At 74.0% G+C, this 26,247-nt stretch carries 31 protein-coding genes; 6 read left to right on the plus strand and 25 right to left on the minus strand.

Annotation, left to right across the window (positions count from 1 at the left end; translation table 11 throughout):
* Window positions 1–82: 82 nt before the first annotated feature.
* The 11 genes from lgt to hisI all read right to left on the minus strand — a co-directional run bounded on the left by lgt (window position 83) and on the right by hisI (window position 9,169).
* Window positions 83–1,045, minus strand: coding sequence for a prolipoprotein diacylglyceryl transferase (gene lgt, locus ABTY40_RS08075; RefSeq protein WP_352058735.1), 963 nt, complete (start codon window positions 1,043–1,045; stop codon window positions 83–85).
* Window positions 1,046–1,126: 81 nt separating this feature from the next.
* A complete protein-coding gene (locus tag ABTY40_RS08080; RefSeq protein ID WP_352058736.1) occupies window positions 1,127–1,948 on the minus strand; it encodes a DsbA family protein in 822 nt (273 codons plus the stop codon).
* Window positions 1,949–2,012: 64 nt separating this feature from the next.
* The gene (gene trpA, locus ABTY40_RS08085; protein ID WP_352058737.1) at window positions 2,013–2,840 is read right to left on the minus strand and encodes a tryptophan synthase subunit alpha; all 828 of its coding nucleotides are present in this window, start codon (window positions 2,838–2,840) and stop codon (window positions 2,013–2,015) included.
* On the minus strand, window positions 2,837–4,120 hold the full coding sequence (trpB, locus tag ABTY40_RS08090) for a tryptophan synthase subunit beta (RefSeq protein WP_352058738.1): 1,284 nt from the start codon (window positions 4,118–4,120) through the stop codon (window positions 2,837–2,839). Before trpB ends, trpA begins: the two co-directional genes overlap by 4 nt.
* A gap of 188 nt (window positions 4,121–4,308) precedes the next feature.
* Complete coding sequence (trpM, locus tag ABTY40_RS08095; RefSeq protein WP_345281015.1) at window positions 4,309–4,467, minus strand: tryptophan biosynthesis modulator TrpM; 159 nt, start codon at window positions 4,465–4,467, stop codon at window positions 4,309–4,311.
* A 7-nt stretch (window positions 4,468–4,474) separates the two neighbouring features.
* Window positions 4,475–5,284: an indole-3-glycerol phosphate synthase TrpC gene (gene trpC / locus ABTY40_RS08100; protein WP_352058739.1), complete on the minus strand. Its 810-nt coding sequence runs from the start codon at window positions 5,282–5,284 to the stop codon at window positions 4,475–4,477.
* Window positions 5,285–5,427: 143 nt separating this feature from the next.
* A complete protein-coding gene (locus tag ABTY40_RS30860) occupies window positions 5,428–6,126 on the minus strand; it encodes a DUF2752 domain-containing protein (RefSeq protein WP_502990513.1) in 699 nt (232 codons plus the stop codon).
* 83 nt (window positions 6,127–6,209) lie between these two features.
* A complete protein-coding gene (locus ABTY40_RS08110; RefSeq protein ID WP_352058740.1) occupies window positions 6,210–6,464 on the minus strand; it encodes an HGxxPAAW family protein in 255 nt (84 codons plus the stop codon).
* 169 nt (window positions 6,465–6,633) lie between these two features.
* A complete protein-coding gene (locus tag ABTY40_RS08115; protein ID WP_352058741.1) occupies window positions 6,634–7,287 on the minus strand; it encodes a TIGR02234 family membrane protein in 654 nt (217 codons plus the stop codon).
* 26 nt (window positions 7,288–7,313) lie between these two features.
* The gene (locus ABTY40_RS08120; protein WP_352058742.1) at window positions 7,314–8,807 is read right to left on the minus strand and encodes an anthranilate synthase component I; all 1,494 of its coding nucleotides are present in this window, start codon (window positions 8,805–8,807) and stop codon (window positions 7,314–7,316) included.
* 11 nt (window positions 8,808–8,818) lie between these two features.
* On the minus strand, window positions 8,819–9,169 hold the full coding sequence (hisI, locus tag ABTY40_RS08125; protein ID WP_352058743.1) for a phosphoribosyl-AMP cyclohydrolase: 351 nt from the start codon (window positions 9,167–9,169) through the stop codon (window positions 8,819–8,821).
* An 84-nt stretch (window positions 9,170–9,253) separates the two neighbouring features.
* On the opposite strand from hisI, the gene ABTY40_RS08130 reads away from it, so the two are divergent.
* Complete coding sequence (locus tag ABTY40_RS08130; protein ID WP_352058744.1) at window positions 9,254–9,889, plus strand: TIGR03085 family metal-binding protein; 636 nt, start codon at window positions 9,254–9,256, stop codon at window positions 9,887–9,889.
* A 10-nt stretch (window positions 9,890–9,899) separates the two neighbouring features.
* Here ABTY40_RS08130 and ABTY40_RS08135 read toward each other — a convergent pair whose 3' ends face one another.
* The 10 genes from ABTY40_RS08135 to hisD all read right to left on the minus strand — a co-directional run bounded on the left by ABTY40_RS08135 (window position 9,900) and on the right by hisD (window position 17,558).
* On the minus strand, window positions 9,900–11,138 hold the full coding sequence (locus ABTY40_RS08135) for an MFS transporter (RefSeq protein ID WP_352058745.1): 1,239 nt from the start codon (window positions 11,136–11,138) through the stop codon (window positions 9,900–9,902).
* Complete coding sequence (locus ABTY40_RS08140) at window positions 11,135–11,722, minus strand: ArsR/SmtB family transcription factor (RefSeq protein ID WP_352058746.1); 588 nt, start codon at window positions 11,720–11,722, stop codon at window positions 11,135–11,137. Before ABTY40_RS08140 ends, ABTY40_RS08135 begins: the two co-directional genes overlap by 4 nt.
* 110 nt (window positions 11,723–11,832) lie before the next feature.
* A complete protein-coding gene (gene hisF / locus ABTY40_RS08145) occupies window positions 11,833–12,588 on the minus strand; it encodes an imidazole glycerol phosphate synthase subunit HisF (protein ID WP_345281032.1) in 756 nt (251 codons plus the stop codon).
* Entirely contained in the window at window positions 12,585–12,983 is a 399-nt protein-coding gene (locus ABTY40_RS08150; RefSeq protein ID WP_352058747.1) for a RidA family protein, read from the minus strand. The genes hisF and ABTY40_RS08150 overlap by 4 nt, the downstream gene beginning before the upstream one ends.
* Window positions 12,980–13,714: a bifunctional 1-(5-phosphoribosyl)-5-((5-phosphoribosylamino)methylideneamino)imidazole-4-carboxamide isomerase/phosphoribosylanthranilate isomerase PriA gene (gene priA / locus ABTY40_RS08155; protein ID WP_352058828.1), complete on the minus strand. Its 735-nt coding sequence runs from the start codon at window positions 13,712–13,714 to the stop codon at window positions 12,980–12,982. Before priA ends, ABTY40_RS08150 begins: the two co-directional genes overlap by 4 nt.
* A gap of 5 nt (window positions 13,715–13,719) precedes the next feature.
* Window positions 13,720–14,367 (minus strand): imidazole glycerol phosphate synthase subunit HisH, encoded by a 648-nt coding sequence (gene hisH, locus ABTY40_RS08160; protein ID WP_345281036.1) that lies wholly within the window; start codon window positions 14,365–14,367, stop codon window positions 13,720–13,722.
* Window positions 14,364–14,528 carry a CG2302 family histidine operon protein gene (locus ABTY40_RS08165; RefSeq protein ID WP_345281038.1) on the minus strand — a complete coding sequence of 55 codons (165 nt, stop codon included), beginning with the start codon at window positions 14,526–14,528 and terminating at the stop codon, window positions 14,364–14,366. Before ABTY40_RS08165 ends, hisH begins: the two co-directional genes overlap by 4 nt.
* A gap of 2 nt (window positions 14,529–14,530) precedes the next feature.
* The gene (gene hisB / locus ABTY40_RS08170) at window positions 14,531–15,124 is read right to left on the minus strand and encodes an imidazoleglycerol-phosphate dehydratase HisB (protein ID WP_030492957.1); all 594 of its coding nucleotides are present in this window, start codon (window positions 15,122–15,124) and stop codon (window positions 14,531–14,533) included.
* Window positions 15,121–16,236: a histidinol-phosphate transaminase gene (locus tag ABTY40_RS08175; RefSeq protein ID WP_352058748.1), complete on the minus strand. Its 1,116-nt coding sequence runs from the start codon at window positions 16,234–16,236 to the stop codon at window positions 15,121–15,123. The genes hisB and ABTY40_RS08175 overlap by 4 nt, the downstream gene beginning before the upstream one ends.
* A complete protein-coding gene (hisD, locus tag ABTY40_RS08180; protein ID WP_352058749.1) occupies window positions 16,233–17,558 on the minus strand; it encodes a histidinol dehydrogenase in 1,326 nt (441 codons plus the stop codon). The genes ABTY40_RS08175 and hisD overlap by 4 nt, the downstream gene beginning before the upstream one ends.
* A 225-nt stretch (window positions 17,559–17,783) precedes the next feature.
* Here hisD and ABTY40_RS08185 point away from each other — a divergent pair, with 225 nt between their 5' ends.
* From ABTY40_RS08185 to ybaK, 4 genes are all read left to right on the plus strand, one after another.
* The gene (locus ABTY40_RS08185; RefSeq protein ID WP_345281045.1) at window positions 17,784–19,379 is read left to right on the plus strand and encodes an oxidoreductase; all 1,596 of its coding nucleotides are present in this window, start codon (window positions 17,784–17,786) and stop codon (window positions 19,377–19,379) included.
* Between the two features lie 149 nt (window positions 19,380–19,528).
* Window positions 19,529–20,569: a hypothetical protein gene (locus ABTY40_RS08190; RefSeq protein ID WP_352058750.1), complete on the plus strand. Its 1,041-nt coding sequence runs from the start codon at window positions 19,529–19,531 to the stop codon at window positions 20,567–20,569.
* A gap of 11 nt (window positions 20,570–20,580) precedes the next feature.
* Entirely contained in the window at window positions 20,581–21,318 is a 738-nt protein-coding gene (locus ABTY40_RS08195) for an LON peptidase substrate-binding domain-containing protein (protein WP_345281049.1), read from the plus strand.
* Between the two features lie 16 nt (window positions 21,319–21,334).
* Window positions 21,335–21,829, plus strand: coding sequence for a Cys-tRNA(Pro) deacylase (gene ybaK / locus ABTY40_RS08200; RefSeq protein WP_352058751.1), 495 nt, complete (start codon window positions 21,335–21,337; stop codon window positions 21,827–21,829).
* Window positions 21,830–21,967: 138 nt separating this feature from the next.
* Here ybaK and ABTY40_RS08205 read toward each other — a convergent pair whose 3' ends face one another.
* From ABTY40_RS08205 to ABTY40_RS08220, 4 genes are read right to left on the minus strand one after another with little or no spacing between them, the layout of a single operon-like run.
* Window positions 21,968–22,576 carry a DUF2567 domain-containing protein gene (locus ABTY40_RS08205; protein WP_352058752.1) on the minus strand — a complete coding sequence of 203 codons (609 nt, stop codon included), beginning with the start codon at window positions 22,574–22,576 and terminating at the stop codon, window positions 21,968–21,970.
* A gap of 34 nt (window positions 22,577–22,610) precedes the next feature.
* The gene (locus ABTY40_RS08210) at window positions 22,611–23,429 is read right to left on the minus strand and encodes an ABC transporter permease (protein WP_386332576.1); all 819 of its coding nucleotides are present in this window, start codon (window positions 23,427–23,429) and stop codon (window positions 22,611–22,613) included.
* Between the two features lie 49 nt (window positions 23,430–23,478).
* A complete protein-coding gene (locus ABTY40_RS08215; RefSeq protein ID WP_352058753.1) occupies window positions 23,479–24,459 on the minus strand; it encodes an ABC transporter ATP-binding protein in 981 nt (326 codons plus the stop codon).
* 11 nt (window positions 24,460–24,470) lie between these two features.
* A complete protein-coding gene (locus ABTY40_RS08220) occupies window positions 24,471–25,838 on the minus strand; it encodes an NYN domain-containing protein (protein WP_352058754.1) in 1,368 nt (455 codons plus the stop codon).
* Window positions 25,839–26,068: 230 nt separating this feature from the next.
* Here ABTY40_RS08220 and ABTY40_RS08225 point away from each other — a divergent pair, with 230 nt between their 5' ends.
* Window positions 26,069–26,242 (plus strand): hypothetical protein, encoded by a 174-nt coding sequence (locus ABTY40_RS08225; RefSeq protein ID WP_345281060.1) that lies wholly within the window; start codon window positions 26,069–26,071, stop codon window positions 26,240–26,242.
* Window positions 26,243–26,247: the final 5 nt, after the last annotated feature.

Below are 26,247 nucleotides of genomic sequence, written 5' to 3' on the forward strand. Positions count from 1 at the left end.
CAGGAGCCGGGCAGAACCGGACCCGGACAGAAGAAGGGGCCGCCGGAACCTGTCGGTCCCGGCGGCCCCCGGCCACGGCGGATCAGCTCTTGGCCGCCGATCCGGCGCCCTCGGCGCCCTCGCCCGCACCCTTGCCCGCGCTCTCCGGGGCGTCCTCTCCGGTGTTCCCGGACGCCTCGTCCGGCCCGTCGTCCTCCGCGCCGGCCGCCTCGGCGGCGGCCTTCCCGGCGGCGGCCCGGGGCTCCACGATCTCCTCGCGGCCGGGGCGGACCCGGGCCGAGACGACCATGTACACCACGGCCAGCAGGAAGACGACGATCGCGGTCCACACGTTCAGGCGCAGACCGAGCACGTGGTGCGCCTCGTCCACCCGCATGTACTCGATCCAGCCCCGGCCGGCGCAGTACGCGGCGACGTACAGGGCGAAGGCCCGTCCGTGGCCGAGCCGGAAGCGGCGGTCGGCCCAGACGACCAGGAGCGCCACGCCGACGCACCACAGCGACTCGTACAGGAAGGTGGGGTGGTAGTAGCCGGCCTCGCGGTTGGCGCTCTCCGTGATCTTCAGCGCCCACGGGAGGTCGGTCGGCCGGCCGTACAGCTCCTGGTTGAACCAGTTGCCCCAGCGGCCGATGGCCTGGGCGAGGGCGATGCCGGGGGCGATGGCGTCGGCGTACGCGGGGAGCGGGATGCCCCGCCGGCGGCAGCCGATCCAGGCGCCCACCGCGCCGAGCGCGATGGCGCCCCAGATGCCGAGGCCGCCCTCCCAGATCTTGAAGGCGTCGACCCAGTTCTCACCCTCGCTGAAGTACAGCTGGTAATCGGTGATCACGTGGTAGAGGCGTCCGCCGACGAGGCCGAAGGGCACCGCCCAGACGGCGATGTCGGCCACGGTGCCGGCGGTGCCGCCCCGGGCGATCCAGCGCTTGTTGCCGTACCAGACGGCGACGAAGACACCGATGATGATGCAGAAGGCATAGCCGCGCAGCGGGATCGGTCCGAGGTTGATCACGCCGGTCGACGGGCTGGGAATGTAGGCAAGGTCCATGGCAGCACCGACGCTACCCTGCCGGGCGGGCGGGACGGCAGCCCACCCGGCAACGTCTGCGTAACTAACCGGCCGGAAGGGTCAGCCCGCCGACGGGGAGGCCGTACCGGGCTTCTTGCCCTTGTTGGCCTCGGCGACCCACTTCTTCAGGTTCTCCTTGGAGATCTGCTCGTTCCCCTTGGTCGGGAAGATCGCCTCTCCGTTGAGGAGGACGGACGGGGTGCCGCGGAAGCTGCCCTTCTTGAAGGCCTCGTGGGACGCGGCGACCCAGCCGTCGTGCGTGCTCTCCTCGACGCAGGAGCGGAAGGCGGGCGTGTCGAGCCCCGGCACCTTGGCCGCCAGCTCGATCAGCTTGGCGTTCTTGGCGAAGGCGTCGTCGGGCTCCGGCGGCTGGTTGATGTAGAGCGTGTCGTGGTACGGGGTGAACTTCCCGGCGTCCTGGGCGCAGGCCGCCGCGTTCGCCGCGCGCAGGGAGCCGCTGCCGCCCATGTTGCCGTCGATGAGCGTGGCGAGGTGGTACTCGGTCTTGAGCGCGCCGGAGGCCTCCAGCTCGTGGATGGTGTCCCGGAAGGCGTTCTCGAAGGCGGCGCAGGCCGGGCAGCGGAAGTCCTCCCAGATCGCGAGGGTGGAGGGGGCGTCCGGCCGGCCCGTGACGATGGCGGGCTTCTCGCCGTCGACGGCGCCGCTGGGGGCGACGACGGGGCCCGCCTTGTCGGAGTCGCCGTCCTTGTCCCCGCCGGCGGCGATCACTCCGACGACGGCGGCGAGGCCCAGGACGCCGACCACCGCCGCGGACACGATCAGGACGCGCCGGCGCTTCTCGCGCGCCTTCTCTCGCTCGCGCTGCTGCTGGAGGCGCTCGCGCGCGCTCCCGTTCCTACCGTCACGGTTCTTCTCGCTCACGCCCCACGCAACGAACCGGGGAGGCACAACCGCGCCTCCCCGGTCCGAGTTCCACCCGAACGGGTTACGAATCCCGGCGGACACCCCGCGCGAGTTCGGCCGCCAGTTCCCTTACCCCGGTGAGGCCGGCGGCCTCGTCGCCCCCGGCGTCGAGGATGCGCTGGACGAAGGCGGAGCCGACGATGACGCCGTCGGCGAAGCCGGCGACCTCCTTGGCCTGTTCGGCGTTGGAGACGCCGAGGCCGACGCAGACGGGCAGCCGGCCGGAGCGGTCGGCGGCGCGGGTGCGGCGGACCAGGTCGGCGGCCTGCTCGCCGACCGAGGCACGGGTTCCGGTGACGCCCATGAGGGAGGCGGCGTAGACGAAGCCGGAGCCGGCGTCGGTGATGGTGCCGAGCCGCTCGTCCCTGCTGCTGGGGGCGACGACGAAGACGGTGGCGAGACCGTGCTTGTCCGCGTGTTCGCGCCAGAGGGCGGACTCCTGGACCGGCAGGTCGGGCAGGATGCAGCCCGCGCCGCCGGCCTCGGCGAGCTCCTCGGTGAAGCGCTCGACGCCGTAGCGGTCGATCGGGTTCCAGTAGGTCATGACGAGGACCGGCTTGCCGGTGGCCTCGTGCGCCTCCTTCACCGTCCGCATGACGTCGGCGATCCTGACGCCGCCGCGCAGGGCGATGTCGTCGGCGGTCTGGATGACCGGGCCGTCGAGGACCGGGTCGCTGTGCGGCAGACCGACCTCGACCACGTCGGCGCCGCCGTCGAAGACGGCCTTGATCGCGGCGATGCCGCCGTCGACGGTGGGGAAGCCCGCCGGGAGGTAGGCGATGAGCGCCGCCCGGTTCTCCGCCTTCGCCGCGGCGAGGGTGTCGCCGAGGAGCTGGATGTTGCCGGTCACTTCGCGTCCCCCTCGATCTCGGCGGTGCCGGCGGCGCCGGCCGCCACCTCGGCGTCGGTGTCGTACAGCCCGAAGTAGCGGGCCGCGGTGTCCATGTCCTTGTCGCCGCGCCCGGAGAGGTTGACGACGAGCAGCCCGTCCGGGCCGAGTTCGCGGCCCACCTCCAGGGCCCCGGCGAGGGCGTGCGCCGACTCGATGGCCGGGATGATGCCCTCGGTGCGCGAGAGCAGGCGCAGGGCGTTCATGGCGGCGGCGTCGGTGACGGCCCGGTACTCGCCGCGGCCGCTGTCCTTCAGGTAGGCGTGCTCGGGGCCGATGCCGGGGTAGTCGAGGCCGGCGGAGATCGAGTACGGCTCGGTGATCTGGCCCTCGTCGTCCTGGAGGACGTACGACCGGGAACCGTGCAGGATGCCGGGCTCGCCCGCGGTGAGGGTGGCGGCGTGCTCGCCGGTCTCGACGCCGTGGCCGGCCGGTTCGCAGCCGATCAGCCGGACGGAGGCGTCCGGGACGAAGGCGTGGAAGAGGCCGATCGCGTTGGAGCCGCCGCCGACGCAGGCGACGGCCGCGTCGGGCAGGCGTCCGGCGCGCTCCAGGATCTGGCGGCGGGCCTCGACGCCGATGACCCGGTGGAAGTCGCGGACCATGGCCGGGAAGGGGTGCGGTCCCGCGACGGTGCCGAAGAGGTAGTGGGTGCGGTCGACGTTGGCGACCCAGTCCCGGAACGCCTCGTTGATGGCGTCCTTGAGGGTGCGGCTGCCGGACTTCACGGCGACGACCTCGGCGCCGAGCATGCGCATCCGGGCGACGTTGAGCGCCTGCCGCTGGGTGTCGATCTCGCCCATGTAGATGGTGCACTCGAGGCCGAAGAGCGCGCAGGCGGTGGCGGTGGCGACGCCGTGCTGCCCGGCGCCCGTCTCGGCGATGACCCGGGTCTTGCCCATGCGCCGGGTGAGCAGGGCCTGGCCGAGCACGTTGTTGATCTTGTGCGAGCCGGTGTGGTTGAGGTCCTCGCGCTTGAGGAAGATCCGGGCGCCGCCGGCGTGCTCGGCGAAGCGGGGGACCTCGGTGAGGGCGCTGGGGCGGCCGGTGTAGTGGACCATGAGGTCGCCGAGCTCGCGGGCGAACTCGGGGTCGGCCTTGGCCTTCTCGTACTCGACGGCCACCTCGTCCACGGCGGCGACGAGGGCCTCGGGGATGAACTTGCCCCCGTAGGCGCCGAAGTAGCCCTCGGGGGACGGGACCTGGCCGTCGGGATCGGGAATGAAGAACTCGCTGGACATGCGGTTGCTCCTCGCGGGGCGGACGCCCCGGGTACGCGTGGGGTGGAAGGTGACGGTGTGCGCGGCGTCACTCACGTACGGAACACATCCCTCACGCGGCCGTCGCGGGTACGCGTCGGCCCGCCGGCGGGACCGCCCGCATGGGCGGGGCCGGGGGGCACACAAGCCGTGGAGGGGTGACGGAGTCGTCAGGAGACGCGCGCTCGGCGCGGGCGCCATCGCATGCCGTTGACCTGGCCCGGCTCGTCGCCGATCACGTACCGCACGCGCCGCCCGTGGACGCGGCGCGCGGGCGCGCGGCAGCCGCGGGGGCGGCAGCCGGGGGCGAGGCGGGCGGCGATGGGCATGGTGCGGTCAGCTCCGGCCGTGGCGCAGGGCCGGGTGGGCGCCGGCGGCGACCAGGTCGGCGACGGCGGCCTTGGGGTCGCGGCCGGTGACGAGGGACTCGCCGACGAGGACCGCGTCGGCGCCGGCGTTGGCGTAGGCGATCAGGTCGTGCGGGCCGCGGACGCCGGACTCGGCGATCTTGACGATGCCGGCCGGGATCTCCGGGGCGACGCGCTCGAAGGTGGAGCGGTCGACCTGGAGGGTCTTGAGGTTGCGCGCGTTGACGCCGATGATCCGGGCGCCCGCGTCGACGGCGCGCTCGACCTCCTCCTCGTCGTGGACCTCGACGAGCGGGGTGAGCCCGATGGACTCGGCGCGCTCGATGAGGGAGACGAGGGCTTCCTGCTCCAGGGCCGCGACGATGAGGAGCGCGAGGTCGGCCCCGTACGCCCGGGCCTCCCAGAGCTGGTAGGCCGTGACGATGAAGTCCTTGCGCAGCACCGGGATGTCGACGCGGGCGCGGACGGCCTCCAGGTCGGCGAGCGAGCCGCCGAAGCGGCGCTGCTCGGTGAGCACGGAGATGACGGCGGCGCCGCCGGCCTCGTAGTCGGCGGCGAGACCGGCCGGGTCGGCGATCGCGGCGAGGGCGCCCTTGGACGGGCTGGAGCGCTTGACCTCGCAGATCACCGTGACGCCGTCCCCGCGCAGCGCGGCGACGCCGTCCTTGGCCTGCGGCGCCTTGGCGGCGCGCTCCTTGAGCTCGTCGAGGGAGACCCGCGCCTGCCGCTCCGCGAGGTCGGCGCGGACGCCCTCGATGATCTCGTCGAGCACACTCACGCGAGAGGCCCCCTTCCGGGACGTTGTTGGTGATGATGAACCAGGTTCAGCCACTTCGATCCTATCCGCAGGAGGGCTCGGTGCCCGCATCGGCGGGAGCGGCGTCCCACCTGCTGGGACCCGTGGGGCGGCCGGGCCGGGCGTCACGGGACCAGCGCGGAGCCGAAGGGCAGGTTCCGGACCAGGGTGAAGAGGGCGAGGACGGCGCCGATCCCCCACCACCAGGCCGGGGAGAGATCGACGCGCATCGGGGTCCCGCGGACGGCGCGGACCAGCCAGACGGCGATGAGGACGGCGAACAGGCCGTAGCCGGCGACGGCGAGTGCGTTGGCGCCGAGCGCGGTGGGCAGGTCGCCGTGGACGAAGGCGTGGGCGCTGCGCAGGCCGCCGCAGCCGGGGCAGTACAGGCCGGTGAAGCGCAGGAGCGGGCAGACGGGGTAGTGCCCGGGTTCGTTGGGGTCGACGGCCCCGACGTAGGCGAAGGCGGCGGCGACACCGGCGAGCGTCCCGGCGGGGGCGAGCAGACGCAGGGCGGGCGGCCGGTTCCGGGGCGGGCGCGCGGGGCCGTGGGCGTACGGGTGGGAGTGGCCGTGCGGCGGGGCGTACGGGTGCCCGTGCGGCGGGGGTACGGGGCCGTTGGCGGGGGCCGGGGAGGGCGCGGGAGCCGGGTTCCCGGGTACGGGGGCGGCGGCTCGGCCCGGGGAGGGCGCGGGCTGCGGATTCTCCGGTGCGGGAGCGGGGCCCTCGGGGCCGTGCGCCGCGCCGGGCCCGGGGGCCGCCGGGCGGTCCGGTGGGGCGGGGGGATCGTTGGTCACGGCTCCGGCCGTCGGCTGCGCGTCCACGCGGTGATTGTCGCCCCTGACGCGCGAGGGCGCAGCCCGGCACGGCCGGACTGCGCCCTCGATCCCGTCGAACGCGTGTCGGGTCAGACGCGGGCCCGGGCGGACTCGGTCGCGGCGGCGCGGGCCGCGGCGACGGTCTCCGACTCCTTCGGCATGCCGAGGCCGGCCGCCTTCATGGCACCGCCGACGATGCCGCCGAGCACGATGACGCCCACGCCGGCCCAGAAACCGGGCACGTTGGCCGCCACCATGAAGACCCCGGCGATGCAGAAGCCGATGAAGGAGATGATGACACCGGTCCAGGCGGCCGGGGTGTGTCCGTGGGCGCTGCCCGCCATGAGTTGCTCCTCGTTGCTGTTGCTCGGTGGTGAGGTCTCGCGTGCGCGGACACTCGGCTCTCATTGTCCCGCACGCGGGCGCGCGAGGGTGAATCGGGGGTGCCGGACGATCACGCGTCGCGCCCGGCGCCTCCCCCGCGCGCGGCGGCCGGGGCCGCGCGCGCCCGTCTCACGTCCCGTGCGTGGGGTCCTCGCCGCGGTCCAGGGCCTTCCACAGGTCCTCGGGGCGGTCCGGGTCTGCCGGGCGCGCCGTGCGGGCGGTGCGGGGTCCGGCGGTCCGCTCGTACCGTCCGCCCATCGCCGGCCAGCTGGTGCCGAAGCGCAGCGCGACGATCCCGGCGAGCAGGATGAGGACGGCGCCGCCGGCGGCGACGTACGGCCAGGCGGTGTGGGTGAGACCGGCCACGGCGGCGGCGGTGTCGCCGCTGATGCGGGCGGCCTCGGCGTCGAGGGCGGCGCGGTCGGAGGCACCGAGGACCGCCGCGAGGGCGGCCCCGGCGCCGCTCAGCGCGAGGAGCGCGGCGACCAGGGTCCGGCCGGCACGGCGGACGGCGAAGACGGCGACCAGCGCGGCGAGGCCGACGATGGCGAGGGCGGTGGGGACGCCGGTGACGGTGCCGCCCTGGGCTTCGACCGGGACGGTGCCACCGCCGACGGACGCGGTGCCCTCCGCCCAGATCTGGCCCGAGGAGAGCAGTACGACGGTGGCTCCGAGGGCGCCGAGGAGGAGGGCGGCGGCCAGGCTGCGCCTGCTGCCGCCGGGGGAGACGGCCGCGCGGGCGGCTCGGGGCTGGGGTACGGGTACAGCACTCACGTACCCCACTATCCCTTACGTCCCTCCCGGCCGGTTCAGCCGGTGGTGGTCATCCGGTTGGCGGTGTGGACGGCGCGGAGGACGGCGGCGGCCTTGTTGCGGCACTCGGCGTCCTCGGCGACCGGGTCGGAGTCGGCGACCACACCGGCTCCCGCCTGCACGTACGCGGTGCCGCCGCGCAGCAGGGCGGTACGGATGGCGATGGCGGTGTCGGAGTCGCCGGCGAAGTCCAGGTAGCCGACGCACCCGCCGTACAGACCGCGCCGGGACGGCTCCAGCTCCTCGATGATCTGCATCGCGCGGGGCTTGGGGGCCCCGGAGAGCGTGCCGGCCGGGAAGCAGGCGGTGAGCACGTCGAAGGCGGTCCTGCCCTCGGCGACGCGGCCGGTCACCGTCGACACGATGTGCATGACGTGGGAGTACCGCTCGATCGACATGAAATCGACGACCTCGACGGAGCCGGGCTCGCAGACCCGGCCGAGGTCGTTGCGCCCGAGGTCGACCAGCATGAGGTGCTCGGCGCGTTCCTTGGGGTCGGCGAGCAGCTCCTCGGCGAGGTCGTGGTCCTCCTGCGGGGTGGCGCCGCGGTGGCGGGTGCCCGCGATGGGGTGGAGCATCGCCTGCCCGTCCTCGACCTTCACCAGGGCCTCGGGGCTGGAGCCCACGACGTCGAAGCCGTTCTCGAAGCGGAAGAGGTACATGTACGGGGACGGGTTGGTGGCCCGCAGGACCCGGTAGACGTCCAGGGCGGAGGCGGTGCAGGGGGTCTCGAAGCGCTGGGAGGGGACCACCTGGAAGGCCTCGCCGGCCCGGATGCGCTCCTTGATGTCCTCGACGGCCTCCTGGTAGGCCGGACCGCCCCAGAGCGCCGATACCTCCGGCAGCTCGGAGGCGGGCAGGGTGGCGGGGGTGCTCGCGACGGGGCGGGCCAGGTCGGCCTCCATCGCGTCGAGGCGCGCGACGGCGTGGGCGTAGGCCTCGTCGACGCCGGTCTCCAGGTCGTTGTGGTTGATCGCGTTGGCGATCAGCAGGACCGTGCCGTCCCAGTGGTCCAGGACGGCGAGGTCGCTGGTGAGGAGCATGGTGAGCTCGGGGAGCTCCAGGTCGTCGCGGGTGTGCTCGCCGATGCGCTCCAGGCGGCGCACGATGTCGTAGCCGAGATAGCCGACCATGCCGCCGGTGAACGGGGGCATGCCGCTCGCGAGGTCGCGGGGGGTGTGCAGGGTCTCGACGGTGGCGCGCAGGGCCTGGAGGGGGTCGCCGTCGGCGGGGACGCCGACGGGCGGGGTGCCGAGCCAGTGGGCCTCGCCGTCCTTCACCGTGAGGGTGGCGTCGCTGCGGACCCCGATGAAGGAGTAGCGGGACCAGCTGCGGCCGTTCTCCGCGGACTCGAGGAGGAAGGTGCCGGGGCGTTCGGCGGCGAGCTTGCGGTAGAGCCCGACCGGGGTGTCGCCGTCCGCGAGGAGCCTGCGGCTGACGGGGATGACGCGGCGGTCGGCCGCCAGCTTGCGGAAGGTGTCGAGATCCATGGCGCCAGACCCTACTCGGCCGCGAGGAGCACGTCGGTGTCGAAGCAGGTGCGCGTGCCGGTGTGGCAGGCGGCGCCGATCTGGTCGACCTTGACGAGGATCGTGTCGGCGTCGCAGTCGAGCGCGACGGACTTGACGTGCTGGACGTGGCCGGAGGTGTCGCCCTTGACCCAGTACTCCTGGCGGCTGCGCGACCAGTAGGTGCACCGGCCGGTGGTGAGGGTGCGGTGGAGGGCCTCGTCGTCCATCCAGCCGAGCATCAGCACCTCGCCGGTGTCGTACTGCTGGGCGATGGCGGGGAGGAGCCCGTCGGGGCTGCGCGTGAGCCGGGCGGCCACGGCCGGGTCGAGATTGCTGCTCATGGCGCCATTGTGCCGTGGCGGGAAGGGGTGTCCGGGCCGGTGTCCACTGGGCGGACGCGGCGGCCGGGACGTACGCTGGCGTGCATGTCGACGCATGCCACACGTGAACGACTTCTGCTCGCCGACCTGTTGGAGGCGGCGGGCCCGGACGCCCCGACGCTCTGCGAGGGCTGGCGGACCCGGGACCTGGCGGCCCATGTGGTGGTGCGGGAGCGCCGGCCGGACGCGGCGGCGGGCTCGCTGGTGCCGGTGCTGCGGGAGCGGGCGGAGCGGGTGCGGGAGGAGTTCGCCGCGAAGCCGTACGAGGAACTGATCCAGCTGATCAGGACGGGGCCGCCCCGGTTCTCGCCGTTCACCATCAAGCAGGTGGACGAGGGGGCGAACGTGGTCGAGTTCTACGTCCACGCGGAGGACGTCCGGCGGGCGCAGGGCGACTGGCCGGCCCGCGAGCCGGACCCGGTCTTCGCGGACGCGCTCTGGTCGCGCCTGGAGCGCACCGCCCGGCTGCTGGGCCGCAAGGCGCCGGTGGGCCTGGTGCTGCGCCGCCCCAACGGCCAGACGGTGGTCGCCCACCGCGGCACCCCGGTGGTGACGGTCTCCGGGGAGCCGGGTGAGCTGATGATGTACCTGTTCGGGCGGCAGGGCGCGGCGAAGGTGGACCTGGACGGGGAGCCGGAGGCGATCGAGCGGCTGCGGGAGACGAAGCAGCTGGGGATCTGAGCCGGGACCGTCAGGGCATCTCCGCGCGGCGCAGGGCCTGCGCCGAGAGGCCGTAGAGCCCGCCGAGGACGCAGACGGCGGCGCTGGCGGTGAAGACCGGCGCCGGGCCCCACATGGCGACGGCCGCCCCGGTGAGCGGGAAGCTCAGCGGGGCGACGCCGAGGCTGAAGAAGGTGGTCACCGAGGTGACCCGGCCCAGGTAGGCGGGGTCGCACTCGGTCTGGGTGAGCGCTCCGCACAGCGCGCCGCTGAGTCCGGCGAGCAGGCCGATCGCGACGGACACGGCCACGGCCGCCGGCAGCCGCGGCACATACGCGAGGGCGCCGATCGACACCGCGCCGAGGGCGATGGTCCAGGCGAGGACCCGGCCGGCGCGCGGGATGCGGCCCCGTACGGTCAGGACCAGGGACGCGGCGCCCGCTCCCGTACCGAAGCCGGCGAGGACCCAGCCGACGCCGGCGGCGCCCCAGCCGCGCTGGTCGGAGAGGAGCGCGAGGCCGACGTTGAGGGGGCCGACGAAGCCGAGGTCGCTCAGGGCGACGACGATCACCAGCGGGCCGAGGACGCGGTGCCGGCGGATGTAGCGCAGTCCGTCGGTGAGGTCGCGCAGGGCGGTGGTCCTCTCCCGTGGCCGCCCGCCGCCGGAGGGCAGCGGCGAGAGGCGGAGCGCCAGGAGCAGGGGCAGCGAGAAGGCGAAGAGCAGTCCCGCCGCGCCGAACGCGGCGGCCGGTCCGCCGAGGGCGACCGCGAGCCCGCCGAGCGGAGCGCCGAGCAGGACCGATGTCCGGTACGAGAGGCTCCGCATGCCCTGGACCCTGCCGAGCTGGGCGGGGGGCGCGATCCGCGGTGGCAGGGCGCCGACGGCGGGCATGAAGAGGGCGTCCACGGCTCCGAAGACGACCGCGAGGGCGGCGAGGGCCCAGAGCCCCGGGGTGGAGAGCGCGAGCAGGGCGGCGACGCCGAGGACGACGACACAGCGGACGGCATCGGAGGAGATGACGACCCGGCGGGGTCCGAACCGGTCGGCGACCACTCCCCCGAAGAGCATCAGCAGGGCGCGCATCACGGCGCTCAGGGAGAGCACGATCCCGGCCTGCGCGGGGGTGCCGCTCTGGACGGCGGCCCAGGAGAGGGCCAGGTGGTAGACCATGTCGCCGGTGGTGGAGGCGGTGTAGGCGCCGAGCCAGCGCAGGACCTGGGGGTCACGGTGGGCGGGGCGGCCCGGCGGCGCGACGACGGTGGCCGTCACGAGCGGTAGGGGAACGCGTGGAGGTGCACGGCGACGTTCTCGCGGCCCTCGGTGTCGCCGGCCGCTTCGGCCGCGCGGGCGGCCCGGTCGTACTTCTGCAGGACTGCTTCGAGCTCCTGGCCGAGGGCGGTCAGCTCGGCGGCGTTGAGGCGGGGCAGCCACTCGGAGCTGAGGGGGGCGGAGCGCCATTCGGGGGACCAGGTGAGCCGCTCGTCGAGGAAGCGGCGGTGGAGTTCGACGCGCTGCTCGTTGACCGTGCGGCCGAAGGCGTCGCTCGCGGCGGCCAGCTCGGGGGCGTCCCTGACGTCCTCCTCCTGGATGCTGAAGCCGTACGAGCTGGGCTTCCACCAGCGTTCGCGGCCGTCCGCCGACTGCGTCTCGGCCTCCTCGATCAGACCGTGGTCGGCGAGCTTGCGCAGGTGGTAGCTGACGAGGGAGACGGCCTCGTCGACCTGGTCGGCGAGCTGGGAGGCGGTGGCGGTGCGGGCCACGAAGAGGGCGCGGTAGAGGCGCATCCGCAGCGGGTGCGAGATGGCTTTGAGGGTGCCGAGATCGGTGATCCGGCGGTTCTCCGGCGACGTCATGTCCACGACCCTAGAAAGGAAGGAAATCTTGCGCAAGATAAATTGCACAATAAATCCTGTGCATCTCGGGAAGAGGAAGGGCCCCCGCGGGGGCCCTTCCTGTCGAGCGCTCAGCGGACCGGCCGGCCCGCCTCCCGCAGCGCGTCCTTGACCTGCGAGATCCGCAGGTCGCCGAAGTGGAAGACGGAGGCCGCGAGCACCGCGTCCGCGCCCGCCGCCACGGCCGGCGGGAAGTCGGAGAGCTTCCCGGCTCCGCCGGAGGCGATCACCGGCACCGTGACGTGCTTGCGCACGGCCGCGATCATCTCGGTGTCGTAGCCGTCCTTCGTCCCGTCCGCGTCCATCGAGTTGAGCAGGATCTCCCCCGCGCCCAGCTCGGCGGCCCGGTGGGCCCACTCCACGGCGTCGATGCCGGTGCCCTTGCGGCCGCCGTGCGTGGTGACCTCGAAGGAACCCGAGGCCGTGCGCCGGGCGTCGACCGAGAGCACGAGGACCTGGCGGCCGAAGCGCTCCGCGATCTCCTGGATCAGCTCGGGGCGGGCGATGGCGGCGGTGTTGACGCCCACCTTGTCGGCCCCGGCCCGCAGCAGCTTGTCGACGTCCTCTGCGGAGCGCACCCCGCCGCCCACGGTGAGCGGGATGAAGACCTGCTCGGCGGTGCGGCGCACCACGTCGTAGGTGGTCTCCCGGTTGCCGGAGGAGGCGGTGATGTCGAGGAAGGTGAGCTCGTCGGCGCCCTCGGCGTCGTACAGCTTGGCCATCTCGACGGGGTCGCCCGCGTCCCGCAGGTTCTGGAAGTTGACGCCCTTGACGACGCGGCCGTTGTCCACGTCCAGGCAGGGGATCACTCGTACGGCGAGGCTCATGCCGCGTTCCTCCTGTACGCCTCGACCTCGACCTCGACGACGAGGCGGGGGTCAACGAAGCCGGAGACGATGAGCATCGACGCGGCGGGGCGGACGGCGTCGAACAGGTCCTTGTGGGCCCGGCCGACCTCCTCCACGTCACGCGCGTGGGTGAGGTACATCCGGGTCCGCACCACGTCCTCCACGCCGAGGCCGAGCTGCTTCAGGGCACCGAGGGCCACCTGGAAGGAGTTGACGGCCTGGTCGTACGGGCCGCCCTCGGCGATCTGTCCGTCGACCACCGAGGTGCAGCCGGAGACCAGGACCAGGCCGTTAGGGAGCTCGACCGCGCGGGAGTAGCCGAACTGCTCCTCCCACGGGGCTCCGGTGACGACCTTGCGGAGCGCGTCGGTCATGCCGAGGCCACCGCCTCCAGGGCCTCTTCGAGGGTGAAGGCCTTGGCGTAGAGCGCCTTGCCGACGATCGCGCCCTCGACGCCCAGCGGGACGAGACCCGACAGGGCCCGCAGGTCGTCCAGGGAGGAGACGCCGCCGGAGGCGACGACCGGCTTGTCGGTGGCCGCGCAGACGTTCTTCAGGAGCTCCAGGTTGGGGCCCTGCAGGGTGCCGTCCTTGGCGATGTCGGTGACGACGTAGCGGGCGCAGCCCTCGGAGTCGAGGCGGGCCAGCGTCTCGTACAGGTCGCCGCCGTCGCGGGTCCAGCCGCGCCCGCGCAGGGTCGTGCCGCGCACGTCGAGGCCGACGGCGATCTTGTCGCCGTGCTCGGCGATGACCTTGGCGACCCACTCGGGGGTCTCCAGGGCGGCCGTGCCCAGGTTGACGCGGGTGCAGCCGGTGGCGAGGGCGGCGGCGAGGGAGGCGTCGTCGCGGATGCCGCCGGACAGCTCGACCTTGATGTCCATCGCGCCGGCGACCTGGGCGATCAGCTCACGGTTGTCGCCGGTGCCGAAGGCCGCGTCGAGGTCGACCAGGTGCAGCCACTCGGCGCCGGAGTTCTGCCAGGCGAGGGCGGCCTCCAGCGGGGAGCCGTAGGAGGTCTCGGTGCCGGACTCGCCGTGCACGAGACGGACGGCCTGACCGTCGCGGACGTCGACGGCGGGGAGGAGTTCGAGCACGCTTCCAGACAACACAGTCACAGGGTTCCGATCCAGTTGGTGAGGAGCTGGGCGCCGGCGTCACCGGACTTCTCCGGGTGGAACTGGGTCGCCCACAGGGCGCCGTTCTCGACCGCGGCGACGAACGGTTCGCCGTGGGTCGCCCAGGTGACCTTCGGGGCGGCGAGGGTGGGGTTGCCGATCTCCAGGGTCCAGTCGCGCACCGCGTAGGAGTGCACGAAGTAGAACCGGGCGTCGGCGTCCAGGCCGGCGAACAGCTCGCTGCCGTCGGCCGCCTCGACCGTGTTCCAGCCCATGTGCGGCACGACCGGGGCGTTCAGGGGCTCGACGCTGCCGGGCCACTCGTCGAGGCCCTCGGTCTCGACGCCGTGCTCGACGCCGCGGGCGAAGAGGATCTGCATGCCGACGCAGATGCCCATGACCGGGCGGCCCCCGGAGAGCCGGCGGCCGATGATCCAGTCGCCGCGGGCCTCCTTGAGCCCCCGCATGCAGGCGGAGAAGGCGCCGACGCCGGGGACGAGGAGTCCGTCGGCGTTCATCGCCTTCTCGTAGTCGCGGGTGATCTCGACGTCGGCGCCGACCCGGGCGAGCGCGCGCTCGGCGGAGCGGACGTTGCCGAAGCCGTAGTCGAAGACGACGACCTTCTTCGGGGATGCCGTACTCATGCCCATACGTCCAGTCGCAGTACACCGGCGGCGAGACACATCGCCGCGCCGAGGGAGAGCAGCACGATCAGACCCTTGGGCATCTGCTGCTTGACGAAGGAGTAGATGCCGCCGAGGAGGAACAGCCCGACGACGATCAGGATGGTGGAGAGGCCGTTCACGACTACAGGGCGCCCTTCGTGGAGGGGAGGATGCCGGCGGCGCGCGGGTCGCGCTCGGAGGCGTACCGCAGGGCGCGGGCGAGCGCCTTGAACTGGCACTCCACGATGTGGTGGGCGTTGCGCCCGTACGGGACGTGGACGTGCAGCGCGATCTGGGCCTGGGCCACGAAGGACTCCAGGATGTGGCGCGTCATCGTCGTGTCGTACGAGCCGATCATCGGCGCCATGTTCTCGGGCTCGGTGTGCACGAGGTAGGGGCGGCCGGAGAGGTCGACGGTGACCTGGGCGAGCGACTCGTCCAGCGGCACGGTGCAGTTGCCGAAGCGGTAGATGCCGACCTTGTCGCCGAGGGCCTGCTTGAAGGCGGCACCGAGGGCGAGGGCGGTGTCCTCGATGGTGTGGTGCGAGTCGATGTGCAGGTCGCCGTCGGTCTTCACGGTCAGGTCGAACAGACCGTGCCGGCCGAGCTGGTCGAGCATGTGGTCGTAGAAGCCGACCCCGGTCGACACGTCGACCTTTCCGGTGCCGTCGAGGTCGATCTCGACGACGACGGAGGTCTCCTTGGTGGTGCGCTCAACGCGGCCTACGCGGCTCATCGCTTCTGCTCCTTCATCAGTTCACGGACCGCGTCGAGGAACGCGTCGTTCTCTTCGGGGGTGCCGGCGGTGACCCGCAGCCAGCCCGGTACGCCGTTGTCCCGGACCAGGACGCCCCGGTCGAGGATCTTCCGCCAGGCTTCGTGGGAGCCCTCGGCCCCGTCGAAGCGCCCGAACTGGACGAAGTTGGCGTCGGAGTCGGTGACCTCGTAGCCGATCGCCCGCAGCTCGGTGACGAGCCGGTCCCGCTCGGCCTTGAGCTGCTCGACGTACCCGAGGAGGGTGTCGGTGTGCTCCAGGGCGGCGAGCGCGGTGGCCTGGGTGACGGCGGAGAGGTGGTACGGGAGGCGGACCAGCTGCACCGCGTCGACCACCGCCGGGTGGGCGGCGAGGTAGCCGAGGCGCAGTCCGGCGGCGCCGAAGGCCTTGGACATGGTGCGGGAGACCACCAGGTGCGGCCGGCCCTCGATGAGGGGCAGGGCCGAGTCGTGGTGGCTGAACTCCACGTACGCCTCGTCCACGACGACCAGGGAGGGCTTCGCGGCCTGGGCGGCCTCGTACAGGGCGAGGACGGTGTCGGTCTCGACGGCGGTACCGGTGGGGTTGTTGGGGGAGGTGATGAAGACGACGTCGGGCCGGTGCTCGGCGATCGCCTCGCGGGCGGCCGCCACGTCCACGGTGAAGTCCTCGTTGCGCGGCCCGGAGATCCAGCCGGTGCCGGTGCCGCGGGCGATCAGGGCGTGCATCGAGTACGAGGGCTCGAAGCCGATCGCGGTACGGCCGGGGCCGCCGAAGGCCTGGAGGAGCTGCTGGAGGACCTCGTTGGAGCCGTTGGCGGCCCAGACGTTCCCGAGGGTGACCGGGTGCTTGCCGGTTCGGGTGAGGTAGCGGGCGAGCTCGGTGCGCAGCTCGACCGCGTCCCGGTCGGGGTAGCGGTTGAGGCCGCGGGCGGCCTCGGCGACCCGCTCGGCGATCCGGGCCACGAGCGGCTCGGGCAGCGGGTAGGGGTTCTCGTTGGTGTTCAGCTGGACGGGCACGTCCAGCTGCGGCGCGCCGTAGGGGGACTTGCCCTTCAGCTCGTCGCGGATGGGGAGGTCGTCGATTCCGGTCACGGGGTCTGCGGCACCTTCCATCCGAACCTCGCCTTGATCGCGGCGCCGTGGGCGGGCAGGTCCTCCGCCTCGGCGAGGGTCACCACGTGGTGGGCGACCTCGGCGAGCGCGTCGCGGGTGTAGTCCACGATGTGCACACCGCGCAGGAAGGACTGCACGGAGAGGCCCGAGGAGTGGCAGGCGCAGCCGCCGGTGGGCAGGACGTGGTTGGAGCCGGCGCAGTAGTCGCCGAGGGAGACCGGGGCCCAGGGGCCGACGAAGATCGCGCCCGCGTTGCGGACCCGGTCGGCGACGGCGGCGGCGTCGCGGGTCTGGATCTCCAGGTGCTCGGCGCCGTAGGCGTCGACGACGCGCAGGCCCTCCTCCACGCCGTCGACCAGGACGATCGCGGACTGCTTGCCGGAGAGGGCGGGGGCGATCCGGTCGTCGACGTGCTTGGCGGCGGCGACCTGCGTCCGAAGCTCCTTCTCGACGGCCTCGGCGAGCTCGGGAGAGTCGGTGACGAGGACGGCGGCGGCGAGCGGGTCGTGCTCGGCCTGGCTGATCAGGTCGGAGGCGACGTGGACCGGGTCGGCGGTGGAGTCCGCGAGGACCGCGATCTCGGTCGGGCCCGCCTCGGTGTCGATGCCGATGCGGCCGGTGAAGTAGCGCTTGGCGGCGGCGACCCAGATGTTGCCGGGGCCGGTGACCATGTTCGCGGGCGCGCAGGACTCGGTGCCGTACGCGAACATGGCGACGGCCTGGGCGCCGCCCACGGCGTACACCTCGTCCACGCCGAGGAGGGCGCAGGCGGCCAGGATGGTGGGGTGCGGCAGACCCCCGAACTCCTTCTGCGGCGGGGACGCCAGCGCGACGGAGGCGACGCCCGCCTCCTGGGCCGGGACCGCGTTCATGATCACGGAGGAGGGGTAGACGGAGCGGCCGCCGGGGGCGTAGAGGCCGACGCGCTCGACCGGGATCCACTTCTCGGTGACGGTGCCGCCGGGCACGACCTGGGTGGTGTGGGTGGTGCGGCGCTGGGCGGCGTGGACCAGCCGGGCGCGCCGGATGGACTCCTCCAGGCCGGCGCGGACGGCGGGGTCGAGTTCGTCGAGGGCGCGCCGCAGGGCGGCGGCGGGCACCCGGACCTGGTCGAGCCGGACGCCGTCGAATTTCTCCGCGTACTCGATCAGCGCCGCGTCGCCCCGATGATGCACGGCCTCGCAGATCGGCCGCACCTTCTCCAGGGCGGCTTCCACGTCGAACTCGGCACGGGGCAGCAGGTCACGCAGGGCGGAACCCTCGGGGAGGGCCTCGCCGCGCAGATCGATTCGAGAGATCACGGGTCAATTCTCGCAGACGGGCCGAAGGAGCCGGTCGGCCGTATCACTGGCTGATACACGCCGCGGCCCCTCGTATCACTGGCTGATACGCGTCCCACTGGCGTCTGGTCGCCACTCCTGACCGTTAGCGTTCAGCCCGTCACTCACCGGGAAGAACGGCTGTACGAATCCACGAATCCGGCAGCGGAATCGTGGACGCGGATCGTGGAAAGCGAGGGGGCGGCATTGACCGAGCCGCACGAGGACGGGGTGCCGGAGGGTCTCACGGGTCCGGAGCAGGCCATGTGGCGGGCGTTCCGGATCGGCAGGACGTGCGACCTGACGGAGGGGATCGCGGAGCGGGACGACCCGTTCGGGCCGCATCTGTGGGGCGAGCAGCGGTGCGTCAGCGCCGAGGTGGTGCAGCGGCTGCTGCTCGACGGGCCGCAGGCGCGGCCGGGGCGGGTGGCCGCGCTGAAGCTGCGCGGGGCGCGGATCACGGGGGTGCTGAATCTGGCCGGCGGCACGATAGGGCCGTACGTGGAGCTGACCGGCTGCCGGTTCGACGGCGAGGTGGTGGTGCCGGAGTCCCGGTTCGGGACGCTGCGGCTGGTCGAGTGCGCCATTCCGCGCCTGGAGGCGGCCCGGCTGCACACCGAGGGGGACCTGCACCTGCCGCGCTGCCGGGTGCGGCGGGGCATCCGGCTGACGGACGCGCAGATCGGCACGGACCTGCTCATCAACCAGATCCAGGTGTGGCCGGACCGGCAGGGCCGGGCCATCGCGGCGGACGGGATGGTGGTGGCGCAGGACCTCCAGGCCGAGCTGATCGAGACCTACGGGGAGCTGAGCCTGCGCGGGGCGCAGATCGGTGTCTCGCTGAGTCTGCGCGGCAGTGTGCTGCGCGGCGCGCAGCAGCGCCGGGCGCTCAACGCGCCCCAGCTGACGGTGGAGCGCTCGCTGTACCTGAACGCGGCGTGGGTGTACGACGGCACGGGGAACGTGACGGGGACCCCGCCGTACGGGACGGCGCCCTCCCAGGACGCACGGCGCAAGCCGGTGGAGTGCCACGGCGGGGTGCGGCTCGACGACGGCCGGTTCGGGGACGCGGTGGACCTGCACCACGCGCGGTTCGTGCTGAACGGGGCGCGCCGGGAGGAGGTGTCGCTGCGCCGGATCGTCACCCCCGAGCTGCGGTTCAACGGGGAGCGGCCGGAGGAGGGCCGGGTGGTGCTCAACGGGGCGAAGGTGGTCACGCTGATCGACCTGTCGACCAGCTGGCCGGGGCCGGGGGGCCTGGCGATGGGCGGCTTCGTCTACGAGAACCTGGTGCCGTACGGGCACTTCCCGCTGGCCAGGCGCCTGGAATGGGTGGCGGCGGCCACGCCGGAGTACGCCCCCGAGCCGTACGAGCGGCTCGCGACGGTCCTGCGCGCCAGCGGGGAGGACGCGGACGCCCGCGAGGTGCTGCTCGCCAAGCAGCGGCGCAGACGCGAGACGCTGCCGGTGGCGGGGAAGCTGTGGGGCTACCTCCAGGACCTGACGGTGGCCTACGGGTACCGGCCGGGCCGGGCGGCGCTGTGGATGGCGGTCCTGTGGGCGGCGGGCACGGTGGCCTTCGCGCGCTACCGCCCCGATCCGCTCAAGAAGGAGGAGTCGCCGGAGTGGAACGCCACGCTGTACGCCCTCGACCTGCTGCTGCCGGTGATCAATCTCGGGCAGGAGGGCTACTGGCGCCTTGAGGGGATCTGGCAGTGGGTGGCCACGGTGCTGATCCTCGTCGGCTGGGTCCTGGCGACGACGGTGGCAGCGGGCGCGACCCGGCTGCTGCGCCGCGGCTGACCGGCCACCCGGCCCGGGGGCGAGGCTGAGCGGCGGCCCGGCAGGACCGGCCGGCGGGGGCGGCCCGCCGCTCCGGGTGCGGGGAGCCGGTGAGGCGCGGGTGAAGGCCCTGGGCAGGAGGGCGCGGGAGGAAGGCGGCGGATGGGAAAATGCGTCGCACCATGTCCTTGTTCCGCGCCCTGATCGGGAGCGTCCGCGCGGTCCGGCACGCCCCCCGGCTCACCGCCGGCCTCGTGCCGGACGACGACGTGCTGCTCGACGCCCCGGACGGGCGGCTCGGCCCCGCGCTCGTCTCCGCCGCGCTCGCCGACCCCGGGCCCGCCGCCAAGCTGCTGGCCACCACGCGGGACGGCGGCGAGTGGGAGGACCGCGACCGGTACGTGACGCGGCTCGCCACCTTCGCGTACAGCAGGGACGGCTGGCTCACCGAGTGGCTGGCCGCGTCGCCCGGGGACCCGGACGCGCTGCTCGTCACGGCGCAGCTCGCGGTGCGCCGGGCCTGGGAGTCGCCCGCCCGCGCCGAGCGGCTGCGCGAACTGGACCCGCTGATCCGGAGGATCACGGAGGAGGCGCCGGACGACCCGGTGCCGTGGCGCCTCGCCCTGGACCACGCGCGCGGGGCGCACGCCGGGCACGCGGTCTTCGAGTCGCTGTGGGAGCGGGCCCTGCGCCGTTCCCCGCACCACTACGGCTGCCACGTCGCCGCGCTGAAGTACCTGTCCTCCCAGTGGTACGGCTCGCACCGGGCCGCCTTCGACTTCGCCGAGCAGGCCGCCGACGACGCCGCCCCGGACTCACTGGTCCGCGCGCTCCCGGTCCGCGCGGCCTACGACCGGCTGCGGATGGTGCCCGGATCGGGCCGGCCGGTGGCCGGCGAGCGCGTGGACCGGGCCGCCGACCGCGGGCTCGGCCTGTCGGCGGTCTTCCCCGCGGCCGACCCGTGGCCGGCGGAGGTGCGCAACCTCCTCGCGTACGTGCTCGCGGCGCGGGGGCGGTGGGCCGACGCGCTGGCCGAATTCGGCCGGATCGGCCCGTACGCCACCTCGTTCCCGTGGGGTGCCGGACGGCAGGATCCGCTCCGCGGATTCCTCGCCGCGCGGGACCGGGTGCGCGGCGAGCTGGCGCGCCGGACGCCGCTGTGGGAGGGCGGCCGGGAAATACCCGGACGGGGCGGGGCCGGCGGCCGTTAGGCTTGACCGCTGTGACCACCGCTCGCCTGCCACTCTTCCCGCTCAACGCGGTGCTGTTCCCCGGCCTCGTGCTGCCGCTGAACGTTTTCGAGGAGCGTTATCGCGCCATGATGCGGGAGCTGCTCACGGGCGACGAGTCCGAGCCGCGCCGTTTCGCCGTCGTCGCCATCCGGGACGGGCACGAGGTCGCGCCCACCGCCCCCGGCATGCCGGACCCGACGGCGCTGCCGGAGAAGGGCCCCGCCGCGGGCTTCGGCCCCGATCCGATCCGTTCCTTCCACGAGGTGGGCTGCGTCGCCGACGCGGCCTCGATCCGGGAGCGCGCCGACGGCAGCTTCGAGGTGATGGCCACCGGCACGACCCGGGTGCGGCTGCTCTCCGTCGACGCGAGCGGTCCGTTCCTGGTGGCCGAGGTGGAGGAGATCCCCGAGGTGCCCGGGGAGGGCGCCGACAGCCTCGCCGAGGGGGTGCTGCGGGCCTTCCGCGACTACCAGAAGCGGCTGGCCGGAGCGCGGGAGCGGTCGCTGACGACCAGCGAGCTGCCCGACGAGCCCTCGGTGGTGTCGTACCTGGTGGCGGCGGCCGCGGTGCTCGACACCCCGTCGAAGCAGCGGCTCCTGCAGGTCCCGGACACCGCGACGCGGCTGCGCGAGGAGCTGGCGCTGCTGCGCTCGGAGACGGCGGTGCTGCGGCACCTGCCCTCCCTGCCGGCGGTGGATCTGACGATCGCGCCGACGTACCCGAACTGAGTCCCGAGGAGAGCGCGTGGCGAAGAAGCGGAAGAACGCCGGGGGCACGCCCGCGACGGTGGCCCTGACCTCGGCCGGCACCCCGTTCACCCTGCACGCGTACGAGCACGACCCGGCGTCCCCCTCGTACGGCGAGGAGGCAGCGCAGGCCCTGGGCGTCTCCCCCGACCGGGTCTTCAAGACGCTGGTGGCGGACGTGGACGGCGAGCTGACCGTGGCGGTGGTCCCGGTCGCGGGGCAGCTGGACCTGAAGGCGCTGGCCTCTGCGGTCGGCGGCAAGCGGGCGGCGATGGCCGACCCGGCGGCGGCCGAGCGCACCACGGGCTACGTACGGGGCGGGATCTCGCCGCTGGGGCAGCGCAAGCGGCTGCGGACGGTTCTCGACTCCTCGGCCTCCGGGCACGCGACGATCTGCGTCTCGGCGGGCCGGCGCGGGCTGGAGGTCGAGCTCTCCCCCACGGACCTGGCGGCGCTCACCTCGGCGGTCCTGGCGCCGATCGGCCGGGACTGAGCGGACGGGGCCGAGCGGCCGGTCCCCGGCGGCCGGGGTGCGGTGAACGGCGCCGCGCGGCCGGCGGGAGGCGGCGGGTACGTGAGAGGGCCCGGCGGGTGCGTCACCGCCGGGCCCTTCGCCGCCGTCCGGGACCGCTCAGGGGCCCCAGGGTCCCTCCGGTTCCGGGTCACGGGGGCCGAAGAGGGCCGTGAGGGCGAGGTGCACGACGGTCGCCGCGAGCGGCCAGGCCAGCATCGCGGCGGCGGCCATGTTGAGTTCGAGCGGCGCGTCGAAGGTGACGTTCGGGCCGACCTGCTTGGCGTGGGCGACGACGTTCGCCGTGGGTCCGAGGGAGGAGCCCAGCCACCAGGCGAGCAGCGAGCCGAGCACACCGCCGGCGGCCAGGCCGAGGACGAGCGGCACCCCGCCCTTGCGGCGCAGCAGGAAGACCAGGACCGCGGCGGCCGCGCCGAAGGCGAGCGCGAGCAGGACGAAGGTGCCGTCCGCGCCGATCGCCGCCTCGCCCTCGGAGTCGCGGAGGTAGACGCCCTTGCCGTCGGAGATCAGCTTCACGTGCGGCGCCTGCCAGAGCCACAGCAGGCCCAGGAGCGCTCCGGCGACCGCCGAGGCGATCGTCACCACGATGCCCTGCACCACTTCGGCCGCCGTGATCGGGTCGCCGGCCGGACCGAGCAGCGGCGGGGGCGGCGGGGGCCAGTCGGGATCGTTCGGCGGAGGCTGAGAGGGAGTCAGAGGTGCGGTCACCCCGCCATCGTGCCAGGTGCGGCTGTGCCCCGCCTCAGCGGACCGCGGCCCGCCGGTAGGCCCACGTGGCGACCGCGAGGGACAGCACGCCGACGACTCCGCACACCGCGAGGTCGCGGGCGACGGCCACCCAGTCGGGGTGCGGCGCGAAGGTACGGGCCAGTGCTTCGACGCCGTACGTGGAGGGCAGCAGGTCCCGCGCCCAGCCGATCGGCCCGGGCAGCCGCTCCGCGGGCAGGACGCCGAGGAGCAGGGCGGCGGACATGCCGAGCTGGCCGAGGAGGGTGGCCAGCTCCTGGCGGGGGGCGAGGAGGCCGAGCGCCGCGCCGAGCCCGGCGAGCGCCGCCCCGGCGAGGGGGACGACGGCGCCGAGGATCCACAGGTGGCCGAGGGGCAGCCCGAACAGGACGGAGCCGGTGACGGCGGTGACGACCGTGCCGGGCACGGTGAAGGAGGCGTACGCCCCGGCGGCGCCGAGGACGACGGCGGCGGGCGGCACGGGCAGGGTGGCGTAGTGGTCGAGGCCGCCACCGGCCCGCAGCTGGCCGAAGTACTGGGCGAGCAGGTTGAGCGCGACGAAGGCGACGACGAGCACGGAGGACCCGGCGACGACGGCCCGCGCCTCGCTGCCGCCGTCGACGACCCCGCGCATCAGGACCATGATCCCGACGGACTGGAACGTCGCCACGAAGAGGAGGGGGATGCGGGCGACCCGGGCCCGCGAGAGCTGGGCACGGTAGACGGCGGCCAGGGAGGGCAGCAGCCGGGCGGCCGGGGCGAGGGGCGCGGCGGCGTCCTGCGTCCGGCCGGTCCCCGCGGGGCGCGCGGCGGTCGGCAGAACCTCGGCGGGCACGGTGCTCACTGCGTACGGCTCCTGACGGTCACGGTCGAAACGCGGGGGTTCACGCCTTCACCAGTCCCTCGGTCCGGCCGCCGAGGGCGAGGTACACGTCCTCCAGGCTGGGGGTGGCGAGGGTGAAGTCGTCGAGCGCGGCGAAGGCGGCCCCGCCGGTGACGGCGGCGACGGCCGCGCGGGCGGCGTCGGGGGCGAGCCGGAGGACCCAGCGGCGCCCGGACTCCTGGGCGAGGCCGCGCAGGGCGGCGACCTCGGGGAGGTGGAGGGGGGCGGCTTCGCGCCACAGCAGGTCGACGCGGACCTCGCCGGCGACGCGCTCCTTGAGGCCGGCCGGGGTGTCGCAGGCGATGACCCGGCCGCGTTCCAGGACGGCGACCCGGTCGAGGACGGTCTCGGCCTCGATGACGTTGTGGGTGACGAGGAGCACCGTGGTGCCGTGCTCGGCGCGCCGCCGGTCGACGGCCGCCCAGACGGCCCGGCGGGCGACCGGGTCCATGCCGGTGGTGGGCTCGTCCAGGACGAGGACGGGGCGGCGGCCGACGAGGGCGGCGGCGAAGCAGGCGAGCCGGCGCTGGCCGCCGGAGAGCTTCTTCAGGGGCCGGCCGGCGATCTCGCCGAGGCCGAGCTCGTCCAGGACGGCATCGCGCTCGGCGCGGGCGTCGTGGGCGGACAGGCCGCGGAGCCGTCCGGTGGTCTCGGCGGCGAGGGAGACGGTCAGCTCGTCGAGGGCGGTGGACTCCTGGCCGAGGTAGGCGAGGAGGCGGGCGGCGCGTCCGGGGTGGCGGACGAGGTCGTGCCCGAGGAGTTCGACGGTGCCGGAGTCGGGGCGCATGAGGCCGGTGAGCTGGCGGACGAGGGTGGACTTGCCGGCGCCGTTGGGGCCGAGCAGCCCGAAGATCTCACCGCCGCGCACGTCCAGGCTGATCCCGTCGGTGGCCCGCACCTCCGGGGTCGCGGGCGTACCGCGCCTGCCGCGCGTGGCGGGGTACGTCTTGACCAGATCCCGCACCACGCACACCGTACTCACGGAGGGAGAGCCTACGGGGTCGCCGGGCCGGCTCCGGGCGCGGGGGCGTGTTCGGCGGCGGCCCGGACGTCGATCTCGCGCCAGAACCCGGCCCGGATGGCGTAGCGGTCGTGCTCGTCGATCTGGTCGTCCTTGTGGGCGAGCAGGCCGAAGCGGGCGGCGTAACGGAGGAGTTCGCCGTCGATGCGGTGCGGAATGCGGGGGTAGAGGGCGGAGAGCTTCTGCACGTGGCCCGGGTCGGTGAGCCGCTCCATCCACCGGCGGGCGAACACCTGTCCGACCTCGAAGGGGTCGCCGCCGACGGTGGTGATGTCCTCCTCGCGGTCGGCCCAGCGCTGCTCGGCGCTGGTGAGCTGGGCGAGGGTCGGCAGGGAGGCCGTCTCCGGCGGCTCGCCGACCCAGGAGGAGCCGGGGCGTTCGATCAGGCCCCGGTCGGAGGACCAGCGCAGGGCGCTGGCCGTCTGGGTGGCGGAGGGCGTGGCCGGTCCGCCCGCCGGGGCGCGCAGTCCCGCGAGGTCCTTGGGGGTGGGGATGCCCTTGCCGTGCGCCGGGGCGGGGGCGTGGCCGTTGTGCCCGGTGTGGCCGTTGTGCCCGGCGTGATCGTTGAGCTCGCCGTGCCCGTCGGCTCCGTGGCCGTCGCGGGAGGGGTCGGACGCCTCGGCGGCGGACCGCTCCCCGTTCCGTACGGCGGAGGCGGCGGCTTCGACGGCCTCGGCCGCACGTTCGGCGGAGGCGGCGAGGGCGGATTCGGGCAGTGGGGCGGAGAGGATGGCCGCGATCTCGGGGCGAGGGGCGGGGGCCGGGGCGCAGAGGCCGGTGAGGTCGCGGGCGCGGACGGCCCGGGTGATGAAGGCGCGGTCGAGGACCCGTCGCTCGTCGGCCTCGGCGACGAGGTCCTCCGACTGGTTGTAGTCGCCGTCCGCGGCCTGGACGGCCCACAGGTGGACGGCGACGCCGTGCTCCTTGGCGGACATGAGGCCGGGCAGCAGGTCGCCGTCGCCGGTGACCAGCACGATGTCGGAGCAGGCCCGGTTGCGGGCGAGCTCGGTGAGCTCGGTGTGCATGGCCGCGTCGACGCCCTTCTGCGCCCAGCGGCCCTCGCTGCGGGTCAGGGCGCCGAGCCGCACCGTCACCCGGGGCATCACGCGCAGCCTGCGGTGCTCGGGCTGCGGCACCCGGTCGGGCGCGCCGTCGAACCAGTAGATCCGCAGCAGGGGCAGCGCGGTCTCGTCCTCGGCGCGGCGGCGCAGCTGCTGGATGAGCGCGGCGTGGTCGACGCTGATCCGGGAGCGGGCCGGTTCCCCGGCGAGGAGGCTGGCGGCGGCGCCCAGCAGGTAGCCGGCGTCCACCAGGACGACGCAGCGGTCCACGTGTTCCACCCTCTTTCGGGAAACCTCGGGGTCGGACTCGGGATCGGAGGTGCTTCGGGTTTGCTTCGAGTCTGCCCGACCGGCGGGGGCTTGACGGCCGGAACTGGATCATCGGCGTGGCGGAGTGGCGTCCGGCGGTCCGTGACGCTCCGCAATGATCCAAAATGCGGCGTTTCTCCCGGTGTGTGAGTCTGACAGCGGCCCTGGCCCCTAGATCCCTTCGAGGAGGCATCATCCCCATGGCCAAGAACCGCAACCAGAACCGCAGTCAGAAGCAGCAGTCGCCGGCCGAGCGCAGCTCCGAGCAGGCGCAGCGGTCGTCGATCGAGTCCCAGGCCGAGCACCGCGCCGCGCAGGTCACCCCCGGTGACATGGCGCGGAAGGGCCGTCAGAAGCGCTTCGGCCACAACTGACGCCT

This window comes from Streptomyces sp. NPDC126503, assembly GCF_040302405.1.
Lineage (GTDB): Bacteria > Actinomycetota > Actinomycetes > Streptomycetales > Streptomycetaceae > Streptomyces > Streptomyces gulbargensis.

Bases quoted from the DNA above. Each gene is read 5' to 3' on its own strand.
- trpM (WP_345281015.1), bottom strand. From the start codon at position 4,467: ATGCCCATCGCCGCCCGCCTCGCCCCCGGCTGCCGCCCCCGCGGCTGC.
- ABTY40_RS08130 (WP_352058744.1), top strand. From the start codon at position 9,254: ATGTCGACGCATGCCACACGTGAACGACTTCTGCTCGCCGACCTGTTG.
- lgt (WP_352058735.1), bottom strand. From the start codon at position 1,045: ATGGACCTTGCCTACATTCCCAGCCCGTCGACCGGCGTGATCAACCTC.
- ABTY40_RS08150 (WP_352058747.1), bottom strand. From the start codon at position 12,983: ATGACCGACGCGCTCCGCAAGGTCGTCACCGGAGCCCCGTGGGAGGAG.
- ABTY40_RS08140 (WP_352058746.1), bottom strand. From the start codon at position 11,722: ATGACGTCGCCGGAGAACCGCCGGATCACCGATCTCGGCACCCTCAAA.
- ABTY40_RS08225 (WP_345281060.1), top strand. From the start codon at position 26,069: ATGGCCAAGAACCGCAACCAGAACCGCAGTCAGAAGCAGCAGTCGCCG.
- ABTY40_RS08190 (WP_352058750.1), top strand. From the start codon at position 19,529: ATGCGTCGCACCATGTCCTTGTTCCGCGCCCTGATCGGGAGCGTCCGC.
- hisH (WP_345281036.1), bottom strand. From the start codon at position 14,367: ATGAGTACGGCATCCCCGAAGAAGGTCGTCGTCTTCGACTACGGCTTC.
- ABTY40_RS08120 (WP_352058742.1), bottom strand. From the start codon at position 8,807: ATGGATCTCGACACCTTCCGCAAGCTGGCGGCCGACCGCCGCGTCATC.
- ABTY40_RS08110 (WP_352058740.1), bottom strand. From the start codon at position 6,464: ATGGCGGGCAGCGCCCACGGACACACCCCGGCCGCCTGGACCGGTGTC.
- hisB (WP_030492957.1), bottom strand. From the start codon at position 15,124: ATGAGCCGCGTAGGCCGCGTTGAGCGCACCACCAAGGAGACCTCCGTC.
- trpB (WP_352058738.1), bottom strand. From the start codon at position 4,120: ATGTCCAGCGAGTTCTTCATTCCCGATCCCGACGGCCAGGTCCCGTCC.
- hisI (WP_352058743.1), bottom strand. From the start codon at position 9,169: ATGAGCAGCAATCTCGACCCGGCCGTGGCCGCCCGGCTCACGCGCAGC.
- hisF (WP_345281032.1), bottom strand. From the start codon at position 12,588: ATGAGCCTCGCCGTACGAGTGATCCCCTGCCTGGACGTGGACAACGGC.